The 16,444-nt window shown below is 52.9% G+C and carries 16 protein-coding genes, 1 other RNA gene and 1 pseudogene; 7 read left to right on the plus strand and 11 right to left on the minus strand.

The annotated features are described in order from the left end of the window. Positions 1-78 precede the first annotated feature (78 nt). Positions 79-720, minus strand: coding sequence for a nucleotide exchange factor GrpE (grpE, locus tag HUO07_RS15580; RefSeq protein ID WP_176304318.1), 642 nt, complete (start codon positions 718-720; stop codon positions 79-81). A 210-nt stretch (positions 721-930) separates the two neighbouring features. On the opposite strand from grpE, the gene recN reads away from it, so the two are divergent. Continuing rightward, complete coding sequence (recN, locus tag HUO07_RS15585) at positions 931-2,604, plus strand: DNA repair protein RecN (RefSeq protein ID WP_176304319.1); 1,674 nt, start codon at positions 931-933, stop codon at positions 2,602-2,604. Between the two features lie 143 nt (positions 2,605-2,747). Here recN and fur read toward each other — a convergent pair whose 3' ends face one another. Beyond that, the gene (gene fur / locus HUO07_RS15590) at positions 2,748-3,200 is read right to left on the minus strand and encodes a ferric iron uptake transcriptional regulator (RefSeq protein ID WP_007111850.1); all 453 of its coding nucleotides are present in this window, start codon (positions 3,198-3,200) and stop codon (positions 2,748-2,750) included. A gap of 72 nt (positions 3,201-3,272) precedes the next feature. On the opposite strand from fur, the gene HUO07_RS15595 reads away from it, so the two are divergent. Next, entirely contained in the window at positions 3,273-3,731 is a 459-nt protein-coding gene (locus tag HUO07_RS15595) for an outer membrane protein assembly factor BamE (RefSeq protein WP_176304320.1), read from the plus strand. Positions 3,732-3,742: 11 nt separating this feature from the next. On the opposite strand, the gene HUO07_RS15600 is transcribed toward HUO07_RS15595, so the two are convergent. Both HUO07_RS15600 and HUO07_RS15605 read right to left on the minus strand, forming a co-directional pair. Then, positions 3,743-4,060 carry an RnfH family protein gene (locus HUO07_RS15600; RefSeq protein WP_176304321.1) on the minus strand — a complete coding sequence of 106 codons (318 nt, stop codon included), beginning with the start codon at positions 4,058-4,060 and terminating at the stop codon, positions 3,743-3,745. Beyond that, positions 4,050-4,484: a type II toxin-antitoxin system RatA family toxin gene (locus tag HUO07_RS15605; RefSeq protein ID WP_101145715.1), complete on the minus strand. Its 435-nt coding sequence runs from the start codon at positions 4,482-4,484 to the stop codon at positions 4,050-4,052. Before HUO07_RS15605 ends, HUO07_RS15600 begins: the two co-directional genes overlap by 11 nt. A 126-nt stretch (positions 4,485-4,610) precedes the next feature. Here HUO07_RS15605 and smpB point away from each other — a divergent pair, with 126 nt between their 5' ends. Together smpB and ssrA are read left to right on the plus strand one after the other, a co-directional pair. Beyond that, on the plus strand, positions 4,611-5,102 hold the full coding sequence (gene smpB / locus HUO07_RS15610; RefSeq protein ID WP_008958772.1) for an SsrA-binding protein SmpB: 492 nt from the start codon (positions 4,611-4,613) through the stop codon (positions 5,100-5,102). A gap of 45 nt (positions 5,103-5,147) precedes the next feature. Next, positions 5,148-5,525, plus strand: a transfer-messenger RNA (tmRNA) gene (gene ssrA / locus HUO07_RS15615). A gap of 78 nt (positions 5,526-5,603) precedes the next feature. Here the strand turns inward: ssrA and HUO07_RS15620 are convergent. The 3 genes from HUO07_RS15620 to HUO07_RS15630 form a co-directional block, all read right to left on the minus strand. Continuing rightward, positions 5,604-6,002 carry a lysozyme inhibitor LprI family protein gene (locus HUO07_RS15620; protein ID WP_176304322.1) on the minus strand — a complete coding sequence of 133 codons (399 nt, stop codon included), beginning with the start codon at positions 6,000-6,002 and terminating at the stop codon, positions 5,604-5,606. A gap of 153 nt (positions 6,003-6,155) precedes the next feature. Further along, the gene (locus HUO07_RS15625) at positions 6,156-6,839 is read right to left on the minus strand and encodes a ZinT family metal-binding protein (RefSeq protein ID WP_217908926.1); all 684 of its coding nucleotides are present in this window, start codon (positions 6,837-6,839) and stop codon (positions 6,156-6,158) included. Positions 6,840-7,121: 282 nt separating this feature from the next. After that, positions 7,122-7,328, minus strand: a complete 207-nt coding sequence (locus tag HUO07_RS15630) for a cold-shock protein (protein WP_007111857.1) — start codon at positions 7,326-7,328, stop codon at positions 7,122-7,124. 365 nt (positions 7,329-7,693) lie between these two features. On the opposite strand from HUO07_RS15630, the gene HUO07_RS15635 reads away from it, so the two are divergent. Further along, the gene (locus tag HUO07_RS15635; protein ID WP_176304323.1) at positions 7,694-8,650 is read left to right on the plus strand and encodes a calcium/sodium antiporter; all 957 of its coding nucleotides are present in this window, start codon (positions 7,694-7,696) and stop codon (positions 8,648-8,650) included. Here the strand turns inward: HUO07_RS15635 and HUO07_RS15640 are convergent. Then, on the minus strand, positions 8,647-10,470 hold the full coding sequence (locus HUO07_RS15640; RefSeq protein WP_176304324.1) for a diguanylate cyclase: 1,824 nt from the start codon (positions 10,468-10,470) through the stop codon (positions 8,647-8,649). The genes HUO07_RS15635 and HUO07_RS15640 overlap by 4 nt on opposite strands. Before the next feature lie 120 nt (positions 10,471-10,590). On the opposite strand from HUO07_RS15640, the gene HUO07_RS15645 reads away from it, so the two are divergent. Continuing rightward, entirely contained in the window at positions 10,591-11,160 is a 570-nt protein-coding gene (locus tag HUO07_RS15645) for a hypothetical protein (RefSeq protein WP_176304325.1), read from the plus strand. A gap of 3 nt (positions 11,161-11,163) precedes the next feature. On the opposite strand, the gene HUO07_RS15650 is transcribed toward HUO07_RS15645, so the two are convergent. After that, positions 11,164-12,963 carry a TRAP transporter permease gene (locus HUO07_RS15650; RefSeq protein WP_176304326.1) on the minus strand — a complete coding sequence of 600 codons (1,800 nt, stop codon included), beginning with the start codon at positions 12,961-12,963 and terminating at the stop codon, positions 11,164-11,166. A gap of 107 nt (positions 12,964-13,070) precedes the next feature. After that, positions 13,071-14,048: a TAXI family TRAP transporter solute-binding subunit gene (locus HUO07_RS15655; protein ID WP_176304327.1), complete on the minus strand. Its 978-nt coding sequence runs from the start codon at positions 14,046-14,048 to the stop codon at positions 13,071-13,073. Between the two features lie 421 nt (positions 14,049-14,469). On the opposite strand from HUO07_RS15655, the gene nhaD reads away from it, so the two are divergent. Then, positions 14,470-15,948, plus strand: a complete 1,479-nt coding sequence (gene nhaD / locus HUO07_RS15660; RefSeq protein ID WP_176304328.1) for a sodium:proton antiporter NhaD — start codon at positions 14,470-14,472, stop codon at positions 15,946-15,948. Positions 15,949-16,018: 70 nt separating this feature from the next. On the opposite strand, the pseudogene HUO07_RS15665 reads toward nhaD, so the two are convergent. Next, positions 16,019-16,339 (minus strand): annotated as a pseudogene (locus tag HUO07_RS15665) (EAL domain-containing protein); the annotation flags it as partial. Positions 16,340-16,444: the final 105 nt, after the last annotated feature.

Raw genomic sequence — 16,444 nt, forward strand, 5'->3', positions numbered from 1 at the left:
CCTTTATTTGGGGGCCGCCGCTGACTTTTCAAGGGCTTTTTTTCACACCCTGCTTTCTTACCCTATGCAGCCATTTGCTTAATTGGCTTTTTGGCTCACTACCACCATGGCCGGGCGCACCAAGCGTCCATTGAGTAAATAGCCTTTTTGCATAACGTCCATCACAGTATTGGGATCAAGATCCGGGTTGGGCACCATAGTCATGGCTTCATGCACTTGGGGGTCGAAAGGCTCGCCGTGGGGCTCAATGCTTTCCACGCCGAACTTGTTGAGTACATCCAACTGCATTTTCAAGGTCATGGAAACGCCTTCGCGATGGACCTCCGAGGCTCCCTCTTCCATGGTCTCAAGCGCTTTTTCCAAGCTATCAACGACCGGCAGCAGCTCTTTAACGAACTTCTCTAGGGCAAACTTGCGCGCTTTTTCGGCTTCTTGCTCAGCACGGCGACGCACGTTTTGCGCTTCCGCAGCGGCGCGCAGGGCTTGATCCTTGGCTTCGGCTAAGCTTTGCTCGAGCTCGCCTACCTGAGCGGCCAGCATTTCTGCTTCAGGGTTATCGACACTGCCTTCAAATGACTCTTCGTCATTGATCAACCCTTCCAGCTCGCCCTCCATCAAGCGCTCTTCGGCGGCCTGCTCTTCCGCTTGCTCGGCGCCATCCGCTTCTTGCTCGTGGCGGGCCAGCTCGTCATCCATCGGTGTTTGCGGTTCTTTCGCCATGTTGTGCTCCTATTAAGTAGGGCGCTGCCACGCGGGCGGCGCGCAAAGAAGTAAGCCGTTAGTTACTAGCCTTAACTGATCATGCACGCTATATGGGGGCCATAAATTCCATCTCAAGAGGTGCATTGAAGTGAGTTATTAACTACTGTATAAATCAACAACTATTGGTTAAGTATCCAGCTTCAATGCTGTACCGCCTCGGGAGGCGTCATGCTTACTCAGCTAGCTATTCAAGATTTCGCTATTGTTGATCATTTAGAGCTCGACCTCACCGGTGGCATGACGGCCATTACCGGGGAAACCGGGGCGGGCAAATCGATTCTTTTGGGCGCTTTAGGGTTATGCCTGGGCGAACGCGCTGATGCCGGGAGCGTGCGCCACGGTCGCGAACGTACCGACCTTTCCGCCCGTTTCGACATTCAGCACCTGCCCGCTGCCGTTGAGTGGCTGTCAGCCCGCGAGCTCCCTGCTGAAGAGTGCCTGTTGCGCCGTGTCGTCACTGCCAACGGACGCTCCAAAGCCTGGATCAACGGCCAACCCGCGACTATCTCGGATCTCAAATCCCTTGGCGAGCAGCTGATCCAGATTCATGGTCAGCACGCCCATCACGCCTTAATGCGTGAAGAGACCCACCTTGCCTTACTGGATGACTACGCGAACCTAAACGACGCAACCGCTCAACTGGCCGTTACGTTTCGCGAGTGGCGCAATTCGCGTCGGCAGCTGAAAAAGCTAAGCGAAGAAGGCAGCGAAGTAGAAGCCAAACGGCAGCTACTGCGTTACCAGGTAGAAGAGTTAGATCAGCTCGGTTTAGCAGAAGGTGAACTGGCCACCCTGGAAGAAGAACAGCACACGCTCGCGCATGCTGAGGAGACGCTGCGTGAAACACAGTTTGCCGCTGACTGTTGCGCCAGCGATGAAGGTGGCGCGCTCTCTTTGCTCAACCAAGCCTTCGCCCACTTGAGCGCCCTGCCGGGCAGTGACAAGGGCACGCTGGCGAACACGCTCGCCATGCTGAGCGATGCCCGTATTCAAGTGGAAGAGGCTTCCAGTGAGCTCAACCGTCTCGCCAGCACCACCGAACTCGACCCTGAACGGCTGGCTTGGGTGGAAGAGCGCATGACCGACGTTCATCGAATTGCCCGTAAGCACCACGTTGCCCCTGACGAGCTATGCGCCCTGCATGCTGACCTACAACGGGAAGTCGCGCAGTTAGAAGAGGGGGGGAATGACCTGGAGGCACTGAGTGCGCGAGTCGTTGAGCTACGTGAAAGCTACCGCCAGGAAGCGAAAAAACTCAGCGAGAGCCGTCAAAAAGCCGCGCTTCGCCTGGGCAAGGAAGTACAGCAACAGCTGGGCTTTTTAGCCATGGGCAAGGCCCGCTTTGAAGTGGAGATCACTGCGAAAGAGGCGCCCTCTCCTGAAGGCCTTGATCGTGTGCAATTTTTGATCAGCGCCAACCCCGGCCAGCCCGCGCGGCCATTGACCAAAGTAGCCTCCGGCGGCGAACTATCGCGGATTAGCTTGGCCATTCAAGTGGTCGCGGCGACGCACTCAACGGTGCCAAGCCTAGTGTTTGACGAAGTAGATGTGGGCATTTCGGGCGCGACCGCAGAAATCGTTGGTCAATTACTCCGCAAGCTAGGTGAAAATGGTCAGGTAATGACCGTGACCCACCTACCGCAAGTGGCAGCCCAGGCACACCAGCATCTGCATATCGAGAAACAGGCGAAACGCGACACCACGCTGACCCAGATGGCACTACTTGACGAACAGGGGCGTATCAGCGAACTGGCACGCATGCTGGGCGGCGTGACGCTTTCTGACCAAACCCTCGCCCATGCCCGTGAAATGCTGCATGCAAGCCAGCGCCCGCCGCACTAACTTAAAGAGCACCTACCAGGACTTTATAAGCGGCAAAATAAAACGCCCCTGATTACCGGACAAATTCCATTGATGGCGAATTCGAACAGGTAATGCAGGGGCGTTCATATTTCCAAGCCGCGTGCAGTGTCTATCCACGAACATTATTTCTTGTTCGTTGGCCCGCTGTCTTGGCGGGTCACATCGGAGCCACGCGGACGAACATAAAGCACTAGCGCATGGTCCACTAACTCGTAGCCATGCTCTTCAGCGATTTCTTGCTGACGACGCTCAATGATTTCATCAACAAACTCAATGATCTCACCGCTTTCAAGGCACACCATGTGGTCATGGTGATCCTCTTGGGTCATCTCAAAAACTGCATGGCCGCCGTCAAAATTATGACGAATAACCAAACCCGCTGACTCAAACTGAGTCAATACACGGTATACAGTCGCCAGGCCAACATCTTCGCCCGCATCAATCAGTGTTTTATACACTTCTTCCGCGCTAAGGTGGTGCTGACCCGAAACATTTTCGAGAATCTGAAGTATCTTGACGCGCGGCAGGGTCACTTTCAGACCGGCTTTGCGCAATTCATGGTTCTGATCGGCCATGGTCGCTCTTCGCAGTAACAGGTTAGGTCGGGTATGATCAACCGAAACCACGATAGTGAAGAATAGGTCCAAATGCAAAAATTGACTCGAATCATCACGCTCTCCGTTGCCCTGACCGTTGTTAGTGGATGCAGCTACGTTGGCGTGTACAAGCGCGATATTCCCCAAGGCAACCTGGTCACGCAAGAAATGGTGAGCCAACTTCAGCCCGGCATGACGCAAGAACAGGTCACGTACGTGATGGGCAGGCCGCTGTTAGAAGCGCCCTTCGATGCCAGCCAGTGGGACTATGTATTTCGTTTAGACAAGGCGTACGGTGATGTAGAACAACGCCGTGTTACGCTCACCTTCGGCCCACAGGGCCGCTTGGTGAACATCGAGCAAGAGGGTGATTTATCGGCAGCGCTGCCACTCGACGGTGAGAGCAGCATGGGGCCAGCAACGGAAGGTGTTGACCCCATGGATGCGTTACCGACGGAGAGCACGCGGACGCCGATACCGCCGAGTGCGCAGCCCGTTTCACAGCCTTAAAGCAAGCTTATCTATCGCCCAGGGTCGCTTGCTTGGCGCTTTGCACGCTCCAAGCGAGCGACTTTTGGGTCGATAGCCAGTGGCCGGTAAACTTCTACTCGATCTCCTTCTCGCAACAACTGGGTGTCGGGATCGCGTAGTGCTTTGCCGAAGATCCCGAGCGGTGCCTGAGAAAATGTGTCATCAGGCAGGTCAGGAAATAGCGTCGGCAAATCAGCCAAGGCAACGGCCTGACGTGCGGTGGTGCCCTCAGGCACCCATAGCGCCACTATGCGCTGCTTAGACGGCAGCGCGAAGGCTACCTCAACCGCTAGCGTCTCAGCGGCCATACAGCTCGTTTGCGCGCTTGGTGAAGGCATCGACCAACTGCCCCGCTATTTGCTGAAAAAGCTTTCCGAAGGCCATGCCAAGTAGACGATTGGCGAATTCAAACTCCATTTCTAAACTGACCTTGCAGGCGCCCTCCCCCATGGGGATAAACAGCCAGCGACCTTTTAGGCGTTTGAAGGGCCCTTTTACCAGCGACAGTTCAATACGCTCTGGTGCAAATAGGTCGTTGCGTGTGGTGATGGTTTGCTCGACGCCAGCGCGCCCAAGCGTCATTTCGCCGATTAGATGTTCATTATCATGCTCGACCAAACGCGCATGACGGCAACCTGGCAAAAATTCCGGGTAGCGTTCGAAGTCGTTGACCAAATCGAACATTTTCTGGGGGGTGTGCCGCACCAAGGCGGAACGATTGACGGTTGGCATTGACCTCTCCGCTGACTTCACAGTGCCCAAAGCGTATCATGGGAAACATTATTTCAGACCTTAAATGGTATCACGCCTCCCCAAATAACGAAGGGGATGCCACTGACAGATTAATTATGAGGTTCCATGGCCACTAAGAAAGGTAACAGTAAGGGTCCCGGTAGCAGCGTTATCGCCCAAAATAAGAAGGCACGGTTTGAGTATCATATCGATGAAACCTTCGAAGCTGGGCTATCACTCGCTGGTTGGGAAGTTAAAAGCCTGCGTGCTGGCAAAGCCCAGCTCACTGACACCTATATATTAGTTCGTAATGGTGAAGCATTTCTGCTGGGCAGCCACATCATGCCGTTAAATACGGCTAGCACCCATGAAATTGCCGACCCAACGCGCACTCGCAAACTGCTGCTGCATCGCAAAGAGATCGCCAAAATCTTTTCGATCACCCAGGACAAAGGTCACACCTGTGTGCCCCTGAAGCTTTACTGGAAACGCAATAAAGTGAAGTGCGAATTGGCACTGGTGACCGGTAAACAGCTGCACGACAAGCGCGCCACTGAAAAAGATCGAGATTGGAGCCGTCAAAAAGGTCGAATTATGCGGGAACATAACAAGGCATAACTGGTCAATCAGGTGTGAGCACGTTAGAATGCTCACTTGTAATAAGGGGGCGACATGGTTTCGACGCCGGTGACAACCCTTGCGGTGCATGCCGAGAGCGTGATGTATCTCGTAAATCCCACATCACGAAAAATAGTCGCAAATGACGAAAACTACGCTCAAGGCGCGCTAGCAGCTTAAACTGTTAGCTTCTTGTCTGGCCCCAAGGTGATGTGCCTATTCATCACTGAGGGGATACGAGCTAAAGCTGATAGGACCGCGTTTGGTGGTGTCTTCTCGCCAAGCGTTAAACTTTAGAAGGCTCGCGTGGCTGAATCCTGATCGTCGGAGTCAGTCGCGTTAAATCAAATGACGAAATCTAAGCATGTAGAGCCAATAGGCGCGTGCTGGCGGACGCGGGTTCAATTCCCGCCGCCTCCACCACCTTACTATACAAATCAAGCACCTACGGGTGCTTTTTTTGTGCCTGAAAACAGCCTTGTGCCGAGCTATTGATCACTATCAACGCGAGCAGCTTAGATCACCCTCTTCACAGTGAGCATGCTCACGCAGCCTTTTCGTGCGTGCCACTGTAAGCGTTTCAAGGCATCCGTTACGTACCATAGGCTGGGCGCTACCACCCTCAACGGCGCTACTTTCGAACGCACACTCGGCATCGCGAAAACCGATCCAGGCGCGCTGAGCAGCTCTAAGTTTTTCTAACGAAGCGGCGTTGTTGCTTAGTTGTCCCACAAGCACCTGATAGGCATCATTGAGCTCATCGTCAGCCGATTGGTACGCCTGCGCTGTGCATTCGTTGAGCTCAACCTGAGTAGTAGCGCTATCACAGCCATCCCCCGCATAGACAACACTGCTGGCGATTAAAAAAACGATCCCTAGGAAAAGTGACCCTAAACGCATAATGAGTGGCCCTATGTTGTTGTCGTTTGATCAAGCGATATGGAAGAAACACGGTAGCTCTACACTGAATCCTAACTTAACAGTGCCAATAAAACCAAAGCGCTGGCATGAGAGCCAGCGCTTTTTGGATCAGTTAAAAGTGGCTATTATCGTTTAGTGGGCAAGCATCTCATCGACAACTTCTTCACCACTTAGCTCTGAAGGATAATAGGTTGGCCAATTAGTCACTTCATCCAGCAGCGCTTCACGATCATTCCCCCAGTAAAGGCGGTAATGGTCTGCGTCAGTGGGGTAAATACTGTGATCGCTGAACTGAATATACTGGGGGAGATCGTCAGTCCCCTCGCCTTCAAGCTCGAAAATAAAGCGCACACCTCGGTTGCCGGCCTCGTAATTTAAAATCTCGTAACCATCGTACTGATAGTTGCCTGACATCTCATCGCCGTTCGCAAAGAAGGTGACGTTGCTGCCGTCGATAACGATACGCTCTACATCGGTTTGATAACCCGTATCGTAATACGCTTTGTACTCTTCGGCGGTTTTATCGCCATGCTCTGCCTTGTCCTTGAATACTTCATCTAGCGTGCCATCCTGTAGGTACGGATAGACGGATTGCCAATCACCTTCCCAGTCAGCAAGCGGGCGATCCTTAATCTGATTGTCCTCAAAGTAGCCTGCATAAATATCGCTATTGTGGTCATGGTCATTATGAGCAGGACTGTGGTCGTGGTCGTGGTCATCAGCGCTGGCATAGTGAGCGCCTGCCAGTAGCAAAGCACTGAATGCGAACACGCTGACACTTTTGAACGGCAATACCTTCATTTTATGCTCTATCATGCTTCGGTCTCCCCTATTCCTTTCTCTAGTGTTGAAATAACAGCATCACTAAAAGATACAATATAACATAACATTAAAGCAAGGCGATCTTATACAGGAGAAAATAGGAAGTAATGGGAGGAACAGCAATCAGTTCAAATAATAGTGAAGACCCATCGCTAACAGCAGGAAGATCAATGACCACAGGGACAGTTTTTCAAAGACACAAACGCATCGGGCCCCGCCTAAGCGGGGCCCGATCATCGAATCTAAACGATTCGAGAACTTAAATAATCGCTAGGATTAAGAAAGCAGCTTGATGTTTGAAGCTTGAAGGCCTTTCTGACCTTGGGTAACGTCAAAAGAGACGTTAGCGCCTTCAGGCAGAGTTTTGAAGCCATCAGACTGAATTTCAGAAAAATGAGCAAAAACGTCGTCGCTGCCGTCAGAAGGTGCGATGAAGCCAAAACCTTTAGAATCGTTGAACCACTTAACTGTGCCAGTTGCCATGATATAAATCCTTTTCGCTAATCGCGAATTGTAAAATTCCTGGTATTACCCAGATAAATAGTGAGTAGAACAAGGAATACAATTACAGACTACCGAAAGAATTCGAATGTTTCTGGAACCATGCTTGCTTGCTAACTTACTAACTGCGCACATCCTGTCACGTAGTTCACAGCAGGTCAAAGCCTTTATGTTTTTTTATTTTTTCTCTACTTTTCATAGCCATTTAAACCGCGCAAATTTACATAAATAGCCTTAATCTTGCCAAAGAGCTGGGCACTACTAATCCGACCGCCTAGCGCGCTCTATTGGCCAGGCAAACCCTGCATTAATCGCAGCCTGACCAGTACTATGGAAGAGGTTTTAACATGCTATATGGACTTAGTTTGTTGGCGGGTATTGCGCTGCTCACCCTGGGCGGTGAGTCACTGATCCGGGGGGCTGTTGCTGGCGCAAGAAGGGTCGGCGTTTCGCCCCTACTGACCGGGCTGGTAGTTGTCGGTTTCGGCACATCGGCACCCGAGCTGGTTGTTTCTATTGATGCCGCTATAAACCAACAGCCTGACATTGCTATTGGCAACATCGTGGGTAGCAATATCGGTAATATCCTATTGATTTTGGGCATGTGTGCCGTGATTTGCCCTATGGTGGTCCATCCCCAAGCGCTGCGCCGAGATGGCTTGGTGGTGATACTGGCGAGCCTGCTATTTATTGGACTCTCCTTTGGCGGGGCATTAGGGCGCGTTGATGCGGCAATCTTTATAGCCTGTCTTGTGGGCTACCTTGTGTGGGCTTACTTAAGTGAAAGTCGGCATCATATTCCTGCGGCAGATATGCATGCCTCAGAAGCCGAAGAGATGACCAAACTCCCCACCACGGGCTGGATGATCACCTTAGCGCTGGTGATTGGTTTAGGCATGCTAATAGGAGGGTCGCAGCTACTACTCTTTGGCGCCATTGGGTTAGCCCAGGCGTTGGGTATTTCCGAAGCCGTCATTGGCCTCACCATCGTTGCAGTGGGCACCTCACTACCTGAAATGGCCGTGTCAGTGATTGCGGCGCTGCGCCGTCATGCTGATGTCGCGGTGGGGAATATTCTGGGCAGTAACATATTTAACCTGCTGGGCATCCTCGGTATCTCAGCATTTTTACAACCACTGCCCCTTGCACCACGCGTGGCCCTGTTCGACCAGTGGGTGATGCTCGGTGCCGCTGTCCTGTTGGTGCTATTTTTGTACACCGGTATGCGTCTATCGCGCTGGGAAGGGGCAGCATTGCTCGCCGGTTATGCGGCTTACATCGCCCTAAGCTTTAGCGTTTTTTAAGCGATCTGTAAATCAGTAATCACCACTTGATTACGGCCTGCATGTTTTGCTTTATAGAGTGAATCATCGGCCACATTAAGCAGTAGTTGGGCATCGTCGCCATGATCAGGATAGGCGGCGATTCCCAAAGAGCTCGTGACAGTGAGCAATGCCGTATCATCAATATCGATCGTGAGCTTTTCAATTGAGCACCGCAGCTGCTCAGCACGCTGGGCTGCTATCTCAAGCGTTGCGCCAGGCATGATTAACGTAAACTCTTCACCACCAAAACGGCAGACTAAATCTTCACCTCGTAACGCATTCTTTAGCAACTCTCCGACGACTACCAAAACTTTATCGCCTGCAGAGTGACCATAATCATCGTTGATGCGCTTGAAATGATCCAAGTCGAGCATAATGACCGATAGCGTACCGTTTTCGCGTTTGGCACGTGCTAATTCGCGCTGCAAACTCTCTTCAAGGTAGCGGCGGTTGTAAAGCCCCGTTAGTGGATCACGTACCGACTGTTGTTGTAAACGTTCACGTAGCTGGATATTCGCCAGGCTCAACGAAACCTGTTCCGCCACCGCCTGCGCCAGCTGTTTGTGATTTACCCACTCATTATGGTGATCGTCGGGGACCGAGATATGCAAGACTCCGAGCGAATTACCGTGTGCTGTCAGCGGCGCACAATAGTGGCCCCCCGCTTGAGGGTGGATATGGCTGCACACGACGCCATGATCCACCAAAGGGCTAACCTCATAAGGCTTACCACGTCGCAACGACCAACAATCCACTTCGCCCACTGAGGCATCCACTTGCCCAGCCTGTAGTCCCCATGCCACCCTGATGGTAAAGCACTCGCCCTCTTCATCCCGCAAAAGCAAAGCACCCGATGTCTTCGTAAATAAACTGGGGAGTACTGAGTGCAGCACTTGTATCGCCTCATCACGAAGGTGGCAAGACTGCAGCATTTCGACCAGATGATTCATCGCTAGCATTTCTTTAGTACGACTGGCGACCATGTCATCCACATGCTGTGCCAGCGATTGTCGCGCCTGCTTCTCCGCGCTCACCATGGCCTCTAAGCGCTCAGCCATTTGATTAAAGGCCCGGGCCATAGCAGCTAATTCATCATTGCCTAGCTCGGGAGCCCTTTTGCGCCAATGCCCTTCCATCATCTGCTTTGCAGCATCAGTAATGCCATTCACAGCTAGTGATGTACGATTTGCTAATAGTAGCCATAATATCAATGCTGCTAAGGCTGCACCGCCAAACCCCATGGTCGCAATAATATTTGCACGACGTGCTATAGCAATACTTTCCTGCTGCTTATCTCGTAAACGAGCATTGGCTACTTCGGTAAGCTCATCCATGGTGATTCGGTAGCTATCAATTAAGTGCTTCCCCTGTTCAAACAGCTGTAGATTGGGTGAGGCATCACCGATACGACGATTATCTAGCGAAGGCATGGCTACACTTTGTTGCCAACGTTCAAACAAAGTACGCGCCTCTCTAAGGCGCCCTAGTTGATCAGGCTGCTCTTTTAACATTTCCGTGACACGGTCATAGATCAGGTCATAGGATATAAGCGCTTTTTGATAGGGTAATAAGTATTCATCTTGACCAGCGATTAAATAGCCACGCTGCCCTGTTTCTGCATCTACGACACGCAATTTTAAATTATTCGCAGCAGCAACCATTGCCTGCTCTCGAAGCATTTGTGCGGAGGTATCCAAACTGCTTTGAAGCGCTATATACAGAGCCACGCCGCTACCTAGCGTCATCAGCAATGGGATAGTGGCTCCTAAGAGCATTTTAAGCACAAAAGTACGACGCATCCTTTACTTCTCCATTGCGATCATTTCGCGATGCGCCGTTTTACTCTGCTTAGCACGCACTCACACAAACGCATATATCTACAAAACTTATATCAGTGTCAAGAACAACTAAGGTTTCCTATGCACATTGCGACCCTGGGTCCTAGCGGCAATAACCACGAATTGATTGCCATGCGTTATTTAAAACAACGCTGTTCAGGTGAAGGCAGCCTGACACTCTTCAACCACTTTGAAGATGCCTTTCAGGCGCTTATTGCTGGGCAGGTTAGCCACGTGTTGCAGTGCACCGCCCACGCCACCCATAGCGACTGTGTCGGCCGCTATATGCATCGAGCCTACCCGGTCGACACCTTTATTGCGGGTAGCAAGCCGCTGGCGCTGATCGCACAACGTACCATTGCGCAGCCCACCCAGGTGGCATTGCAGCCAGCCACCCGCTATTACACTGATTTAACGGCCTATACAGAGCTCATTGATGCCCCCACCACGGTGGCAGTAGCAGAGGGCCTGCTCGCCGGGCATTTTGAGGCAGGCATTTGTGCTGAAGAGGTGCTCGCCCAGGCACCCGAGCAACTGCGGTTGGTGCAGTCACTGGGGCCTGCGCTGGATACCTGGGTGATGTTTGCCACTACCCCGCTGCCAGCCTCTTCGCCGCTACGCCTGGATGCTGACGGTTCGTCCCAGGGCTAAAGGCTAAGCCACGAAGATCAGAATAGCCCCCGCCGCGACTAGCGCCGCACGCTGCCACAATGCTTTGTGCGCGATCACTCCGTAAGAGATCGCCCCCAGCCCCAGCGCCACTTTCAGGGCATTCAGCAGGGCGCCTGACGGATTAAAGACTAGTTGGATTATTTCCGGGTTGGCCACCATGGCCAAGGGAATGATATACAGCCCAATCCCCAGCGCCATGGCCTTGAACGCCACCTTTAGCCAATTCTCCCCCACCATGCCAGCGGCGATAAACACACCGCCACACACCGGCGGTGTGATAGTCGAGAGCAGTGCATACCAGAAGACGAACAAGTGCGCTAGAAGCGGTTCCAGACCCAGCGATGTCAACGCCGGCCCGGCGACAGAGACACAGATTACGTAGGCGGCGGTGGTTGGCACCTCCATGCCTAAAATCAAGCAGGCGAGCGCCGTTAGCAGCAAGGCTGGCCATAGCATGTCGTTGGAGAGCGACAGGATACCTGAGGTAATCTTGACGCCCAGCCCTGTTAGCGACAGCACGCCGACCACCAGCGAGGCGCACAGGATAATTGCGCCGATCACGGCAATCTGGCGCCCGGCAGTGACCGCAGCGGCGGCTAACCGACGGCTAAAGCCAGGAAGCGAAAAGCGCAGCGTCACATCAAAGAACAACAGCGCAATGCCTGCAAAAATCGCAATACTGGCAGCGTACTGAGGGGTATAGCCACCGTTGAAGATGCGTTCTAGCAGCAACACGAACGGGATCGCAAAAAACAGCGAGGTAATGACGACCTCTTTCGCGTGGGGGCGTTCGCTTTCCGCCACGGGCTGCAAGTCATGCCTAGTCGCGTAGGCATTGATGCCCACCCAGACGGTCAAGAAATAGAGGACTGCCGGCAACATTGCCGCGCCCATAATTTGTGTATAGGGAGTCCCTGTCAGCTCCACCATGACAAACGCGCCCGCCCCCATCAACGGCGGCATGATTTGTCCGCCAGAGGAGGCAACCGCTTCCACCGCACCGGCGAGCGAGCGCGGGTAGCGCAGGCGTACCATGGAGGGAATAGTGATTGCCCCAGTGGAGGCCACGTTAGCTGACGCCGAACCGGAGATAGAGCCCATCAGTGCCGAGGAAATCACCGCCACCTTGGCCGCGCCCCCGGTCAGCCGCCCTGCCACCGCGCCAGCGAGATTCATGAAGCCCTGACCCGCTTCGCCGGCATTGAGTACTGCACCGAAAATCACAAAAATCGCCACCACACTGACACTCACGCCGGTCAGCGATCCCCACAGCCCGCCTTCGGCAATGGTCAATGTGCCCACCATGCTAGGCAGCGGGAGCCCAGGGTGGCCAAAAGCACCAGGGATGTATTGGCCGAAAGCGCCATACATCAAGGCCAGCAACGCGACCAGCGGCAGCGGCCAGCCAATCGCCCGGCGGGCGGCCTCAAGCGCAAGCGCGATTAAAAATAGCCCAATACCCATCTGCAGGTGGGTATCAATAAAGCCATACTGGTTGGCTAGCGCGGCCTCATTGAGGGCGATATAGCCACATGCGGCCACACCCAACAGCGTTAGCACCCAGCCGCTGATTCGCTGCGTCGGTGTGTTGGCCATGTAGACCAGCACCCAAGGCAACAGCAGCGCCATGTGTAGCGGCCGACTGACGAGCGCAGGCGTTAAGCCATAAAAAATCAATCCCAGATGAAACACCACACTGACCGCCCCCAGCGCCATCCAGCCTGGGGCTATGGCGTCATCATCTGCAGGGGTCGCCGCTGGCGAAGAAGTAATAACACGCATGCCAAGTTGCCTATTATCAATACTGCATCAATACCGCATCAACTCTGCATCAATACAGAACTGCCACAGCGCGATCGCCGTGGCAGTAGGAAGAAGGGGGATAGTGACTAACGTAGAGAGTCAGGCACCTCGAAGCCCGCTTCTTCGTAATAGCGCAGTGCCCCTGGGTGTAGCGAGCCGGTCATGTTTTCCAGCATTTCAGGGGTAATACTGCCCCACCAGGCGGCCTCTTCGGCCATGGCATCACGACGCTCCCAAAATGTTTTGGTCAGTGTGTAGGCAGTATCGTCATCCATATAGGTGGTGGTGTAGGCAATCACCGGTAGCGATGTGGTTTCGACATCTTTATCAACGCCGGGGTAGGTACCGCCGGGGATCGTTTGGCGCGCTGCGCCGGTTTGTTCGATTTGCTCATCGGTCAGACTAACCAACGATATAGGCATGCTGGCGGCGGTCTCGATCACATTGGGCGACGGGAAAGAGCTGGCCGTTACAAAGCCATCAATCTGACCGTTTTTAAGTGCATCGGGGCCGCTGCCAATCGCCGCATCGGCGATTTGGACATTCTCTTCCAGACCAAACAACTCCAGATAACGAGCCGCTTCCCGGGCGCCAAACGTACCCCGGCCAATTAATAAGTGCTTGCCTTCCAGGGCAGACACATCAGTCACCCCTTCGTCACCCGCCAGTACAAAATGCATGGTGATAGAGGGAATAGGGAATAAGCCACGAATTTCTTGAAAGCGAGGGTTCTGACGCTCGGCAAAGGCGCCCTCTCCTGCCATGGCCTGCTCCACTAATGCAGGCGGCGTGGTAAACACGTAGTTACCCTGGCGCGCCATGACCTCCATGACGTTCTGAACCGAGCCCTGGCTCTCTTCAAGGGTCAGAATAATCGCGTCATCCGTCCCCTGGCGGATTGCTTCTGAGAGTTCTACGCCCATCTGATAGTAGGCGGTACCGGCAGAAGCCGATTTATAGGTCACCCGCGTTTCAGCATGGACGGAGAAAGCGGTACTTACCAGCGCTAGCGTAGCAGCCGCCACGCCAAGCGTGCGGCGAAGGGAGCGAAATGAGTTGCGCATCTTAATTTTCCTTAGCGTATCCAGCGGCCGTTTTCTAACGGCCTCGTTTTTATGTTACCCAGCAATGGGCCTAGGGGGGCGTCAACATACCATGACTATGCCTAAACGGGCAGCCTCGCCTGAGGGTCGACGGCGATAATGAAAGCGTGCATTAGTGAAAAGAGGTATAAAGAAATGGATATTATTTAATAATACTATTCGGCAATAGTATAACCACCACCTTTAAATCAGCACTTAGGCAAAACTAATGTTGTTAAAGTTACCATTACCTAAAAGATTAATTTCCTAAAAAAAGATGCTATTCCCTTAAGAAGAACTACTTTCGTTCGTTTTTATAAAGTATTGCGGCGCAATATAGGCTGGTAAACTAGTGGCGCTTTTACACCACTCCTGACAACTTAACCATGAGGAAAAACGTCACATGCCTACGTTGTGCCAACCCTCTTGCCAGCCACGATTATATCGTCGCTGGCTTTTTTTGTTAGCGGCCTTACTATTAGGCGTAAGCCCCAATGCGTTTGCCGTTACTGGTGAACTAAATTTAACCACCTCGGCTGTCGGCTTTTTTGCGGTGGCTATTTTCGTCCTGGCGTATGCCCTCGTCATGGCGGAAGAAAAGATTCATATGCGCAAGTCGAAGCCGGTGTTAGTGGCAGCCGGTATCATCTGGAGCCTCATCGGCTGGGTGTATGTCCAAAACGGTATGTCTGACGCGTCCGAGTACGCGTTTCGCGTGACGCTTTTGGAGTTCACCGAGCTGATGCTGTTCTTGCTGGTGGCCATGACGTATATCAACGCGATGGAAGAGCGCAGGGTGTTTGATGCTTTGCGCTCCTGGATGTTACGCAAAGGCTTCAACTACCGGACACTGTTTTGGCTGACCGGCGGTCTCGCCTTTGTGCTTTCCCCCATTGCCGACAACCTCACCACCGCACTATTGATGTGTGCCGTAGTAACTAAAGTGGCAGAGGGCGACCAGCGGTTTATTAACGTCGCTTGTATCAATATTGTAGTGGCCGCCAATGCGGGGGGTGCGTTTAGCCCCTTCGGCGACATTACCACTCTCATGGTGTGGCAAGCCGGCATGGTTGAATTCCAGGAGTTCTTCATCCTGTTCTTCCCTGCCCTGGTCAACTTCCTCATTCCCGCCTCTATCATGAGCCTGTTCATTAAGGACGAGAAACCCGCTAGCGTTTATGAAGATGTGTGGATGAAGCGAGGTGCCCGACGCATTGTAGGGCTGTTTTTATTGACCATTATTACCGCCGTGCTGTGCCACGTAGTGCTCCACCTGCCGCCGGTGCTAGGTATGATGACTGGCCTGGGTTACTTGCAGTTCTTCGGCTACTACCTACGCCGCAGCCTACCCCGTTCGCTGGAGCGTAAGCGCGAACGCTATAGCCGCCGTGGCGACAACAAGAAGCTTGAGCAGTTGGGTAGCGTGGTGCCGTTTGATGTCTTCAACCGTGTGGCACGTGCCGAGTGGGATACATTGCTGTTCTTCTACGGGGTAGTGATGTGTGTTGGCGGGCTTGGCTTTATGGGCTATCTCGGCCTACTGTCAGAGGCGCTCTACACTGGCTGGAACGCGACGGCAGCCAACATCACGCTGGGTATTGTATCAGCGGTCATCGACAACATTCCCGTGATGTTTGCGGTGCTCACAATGGAGCCCGATATGTCTCACGGCCAATGGCTGCTAATTACCTTAACCGCGGGTGTCGGGGGCAGCTTGCTGTCGATCGGTTCAGCGGCAGGGGTAGCGGTAATGGGCCAGGCAAGAGGTTCCTATACGTTTATGGGCCACTTGCGTTGGTCGCCGGTCATTTTGCTCGGCTATATCGCCAGCATTTTGGTTCACATGTTGCTTAACGCTGAGAGCTTTGCGCTGTTTAGCTAAAGCAGGCATGTATCATTAAGAGTGTTTAACCCCTTTTCAGCGTGCTGGAAAGGGGTTTTTATATAGCCGCCTAATAGCTTTCAAAAAGATACTCAATCGGTGTCGGGCGACCAAACAGGTAGCCTTGATAACGGTAACAGCCATGGCCTCTTAGCCAGTCAAGCTGCTCTTTTTTCTCTACCCCTTCTGCGACCACGGTTAAGCCTAAACTCACGGCAAGCAGTATCGTCGTATCCACGATCGCTGCATCTGTCTTGTCAGTGAGCAGTTCGCGAATAAACGATTGATCAATCTTTAGCTCATCTAGCGGTAAGCGCTTTAAGTAGCTCAGCGATGAGTAACCAGTGCCAAAGTCATCCAGTGCAAAGCGAATCCCTCTAGCCCGGATTTCTCACAGGGTATAAAAGAAAGCGGCTGAAAGTGCTATGATTTCAAGAACCTAACCAATCCATCAAGCACCAACAGCCGCTTCCAAAATGGTACCTGAAAAGCTGAC

Origin of the sequence: Vreelandella maris, from assembly GCF_013371085.1 — a bacterium.
In the GTDB taxonomy this organism is placed as follows: Bacteria; Pseudomonadota; Gammaproteobacteria; order Pseudomonadales; family Halomonadaceae; genus Vreelandella; species Vreelandella maris.

Excerpts from the sequence above, each read along its gene's own strand:
- grpE (WP_176304318.1), bottom strand. The coding sequence starts at position 720 with ATGGCGAAAGAACCGCAAACACCGATGGATGACGAGCTGGCCCGCCAC.
- recN (WP_176304319.1), top strand. The coding sequence starts at position 931 with ATGCTTACTCAGCTAGCTATTCAAGATTTCGCTATTGTTGATCATTTA.
- fur (WP_007111850.1), bottom strand. The coding sequence starts at position 3,200 with ATGGCCGATCAGAACCATGAATTGCGCAAAGCCGGTCTGAAAGTGACC.
- HUO07_RS15595 (WP_176304320.1), top strand. The coding sequence starts at position 3,273 with ATGCAAAAATTGACTCGAATCATCACGCTCTCCGTTGCCCTGACCGTT.
- HUO07_RS15600 (WP_176304321.1), bottom strand. The coding sequence starts at position 4,060 with ATGGCCGCTGAGACGCTAGCGGTTGAGGTAGCCTTCGCGCTGCCGTCT.
- HUO07_RS15605 (WP_101145715.1), bottom strand. The coding sequence starts at position 4,484 with ATGCCAACCGTCAATCGTTCCGCCTTGGTGCGGCACACCCCCCAGAAA.
- smpB (WP_008958772.1), top strand. The coding sequence starts at position 4,611 with ATGGCCACTAAGAAAGGTAACAGTAAGGGTCCCGGTAGCAGCGTTATC.
- HUO07_RS15620 (WP_176304322.1), bottom strand. The coding sequence starts at position 6,002 with ATGCGTTTAGGGTCACTTTTCCTAGGGATCGTTTTTTTAATCGCCAGC.
- HUO07_RS15625 (WP_217908926.1), bottom strand. The coding sequence starts at position 6,839 with ATGATAGAGCATAAAATGAAGGTATTGCCGTTCAAAAGTGTCAGCGTG.
- HUO07_RS15630 (WP_007111857.1), bottom strand. The coding sequence starts at position 7,328 with ATGGCAACTGGCACAGTTAAGTGGTTCAACGATTCTAAAGGTTTTGGC.
- HUO07_RS15635 (WP_176304323.1), top strand. The coding sequence starts at position 7,694 with ATGCTATATGGACTTAGTTTGTTGGCGGGTATTGCGCTGCTCACCCTG.
- HUO07_RS15640 (WP_176304324.1), bottom strand. The coding sequence starts at position 10,470 with ATGCGTCGTACTTTTGTGCTTAAAATGCTCTTAGGAGCCACTATCCCA.
- HUO07_RS15645 (WP_176304325.1), top strand. The coding sequence starts at position 10,591 with ATGCACATTGCGACCCTGGGTCCTAGCGGCAATAACCACGAATTGATT.
- HUO07_RS15650 (WP_176304326.1), bottom strand. The coding sequence starts at position 12,963 with ATGCGTGTTATTACTTCTTCGCCAGCGGCGACCCCTGCAGATGATGAC.
- HUO07_RS15655 (WP_176304327.1), bottom strand. The coding sequence starts at position 14,048 with ATGCGCAACTCATTTCGCTCCCTTCGCCGCACGCTTGGCGTGGCGGCT.
- nhaD (WP_176304328.1), top strand. The coding sequence starts at position 14,470 with ATGCCTACGTTGTGCCAACCCTCTTGCCAGCCACGATTATATCGTCGC.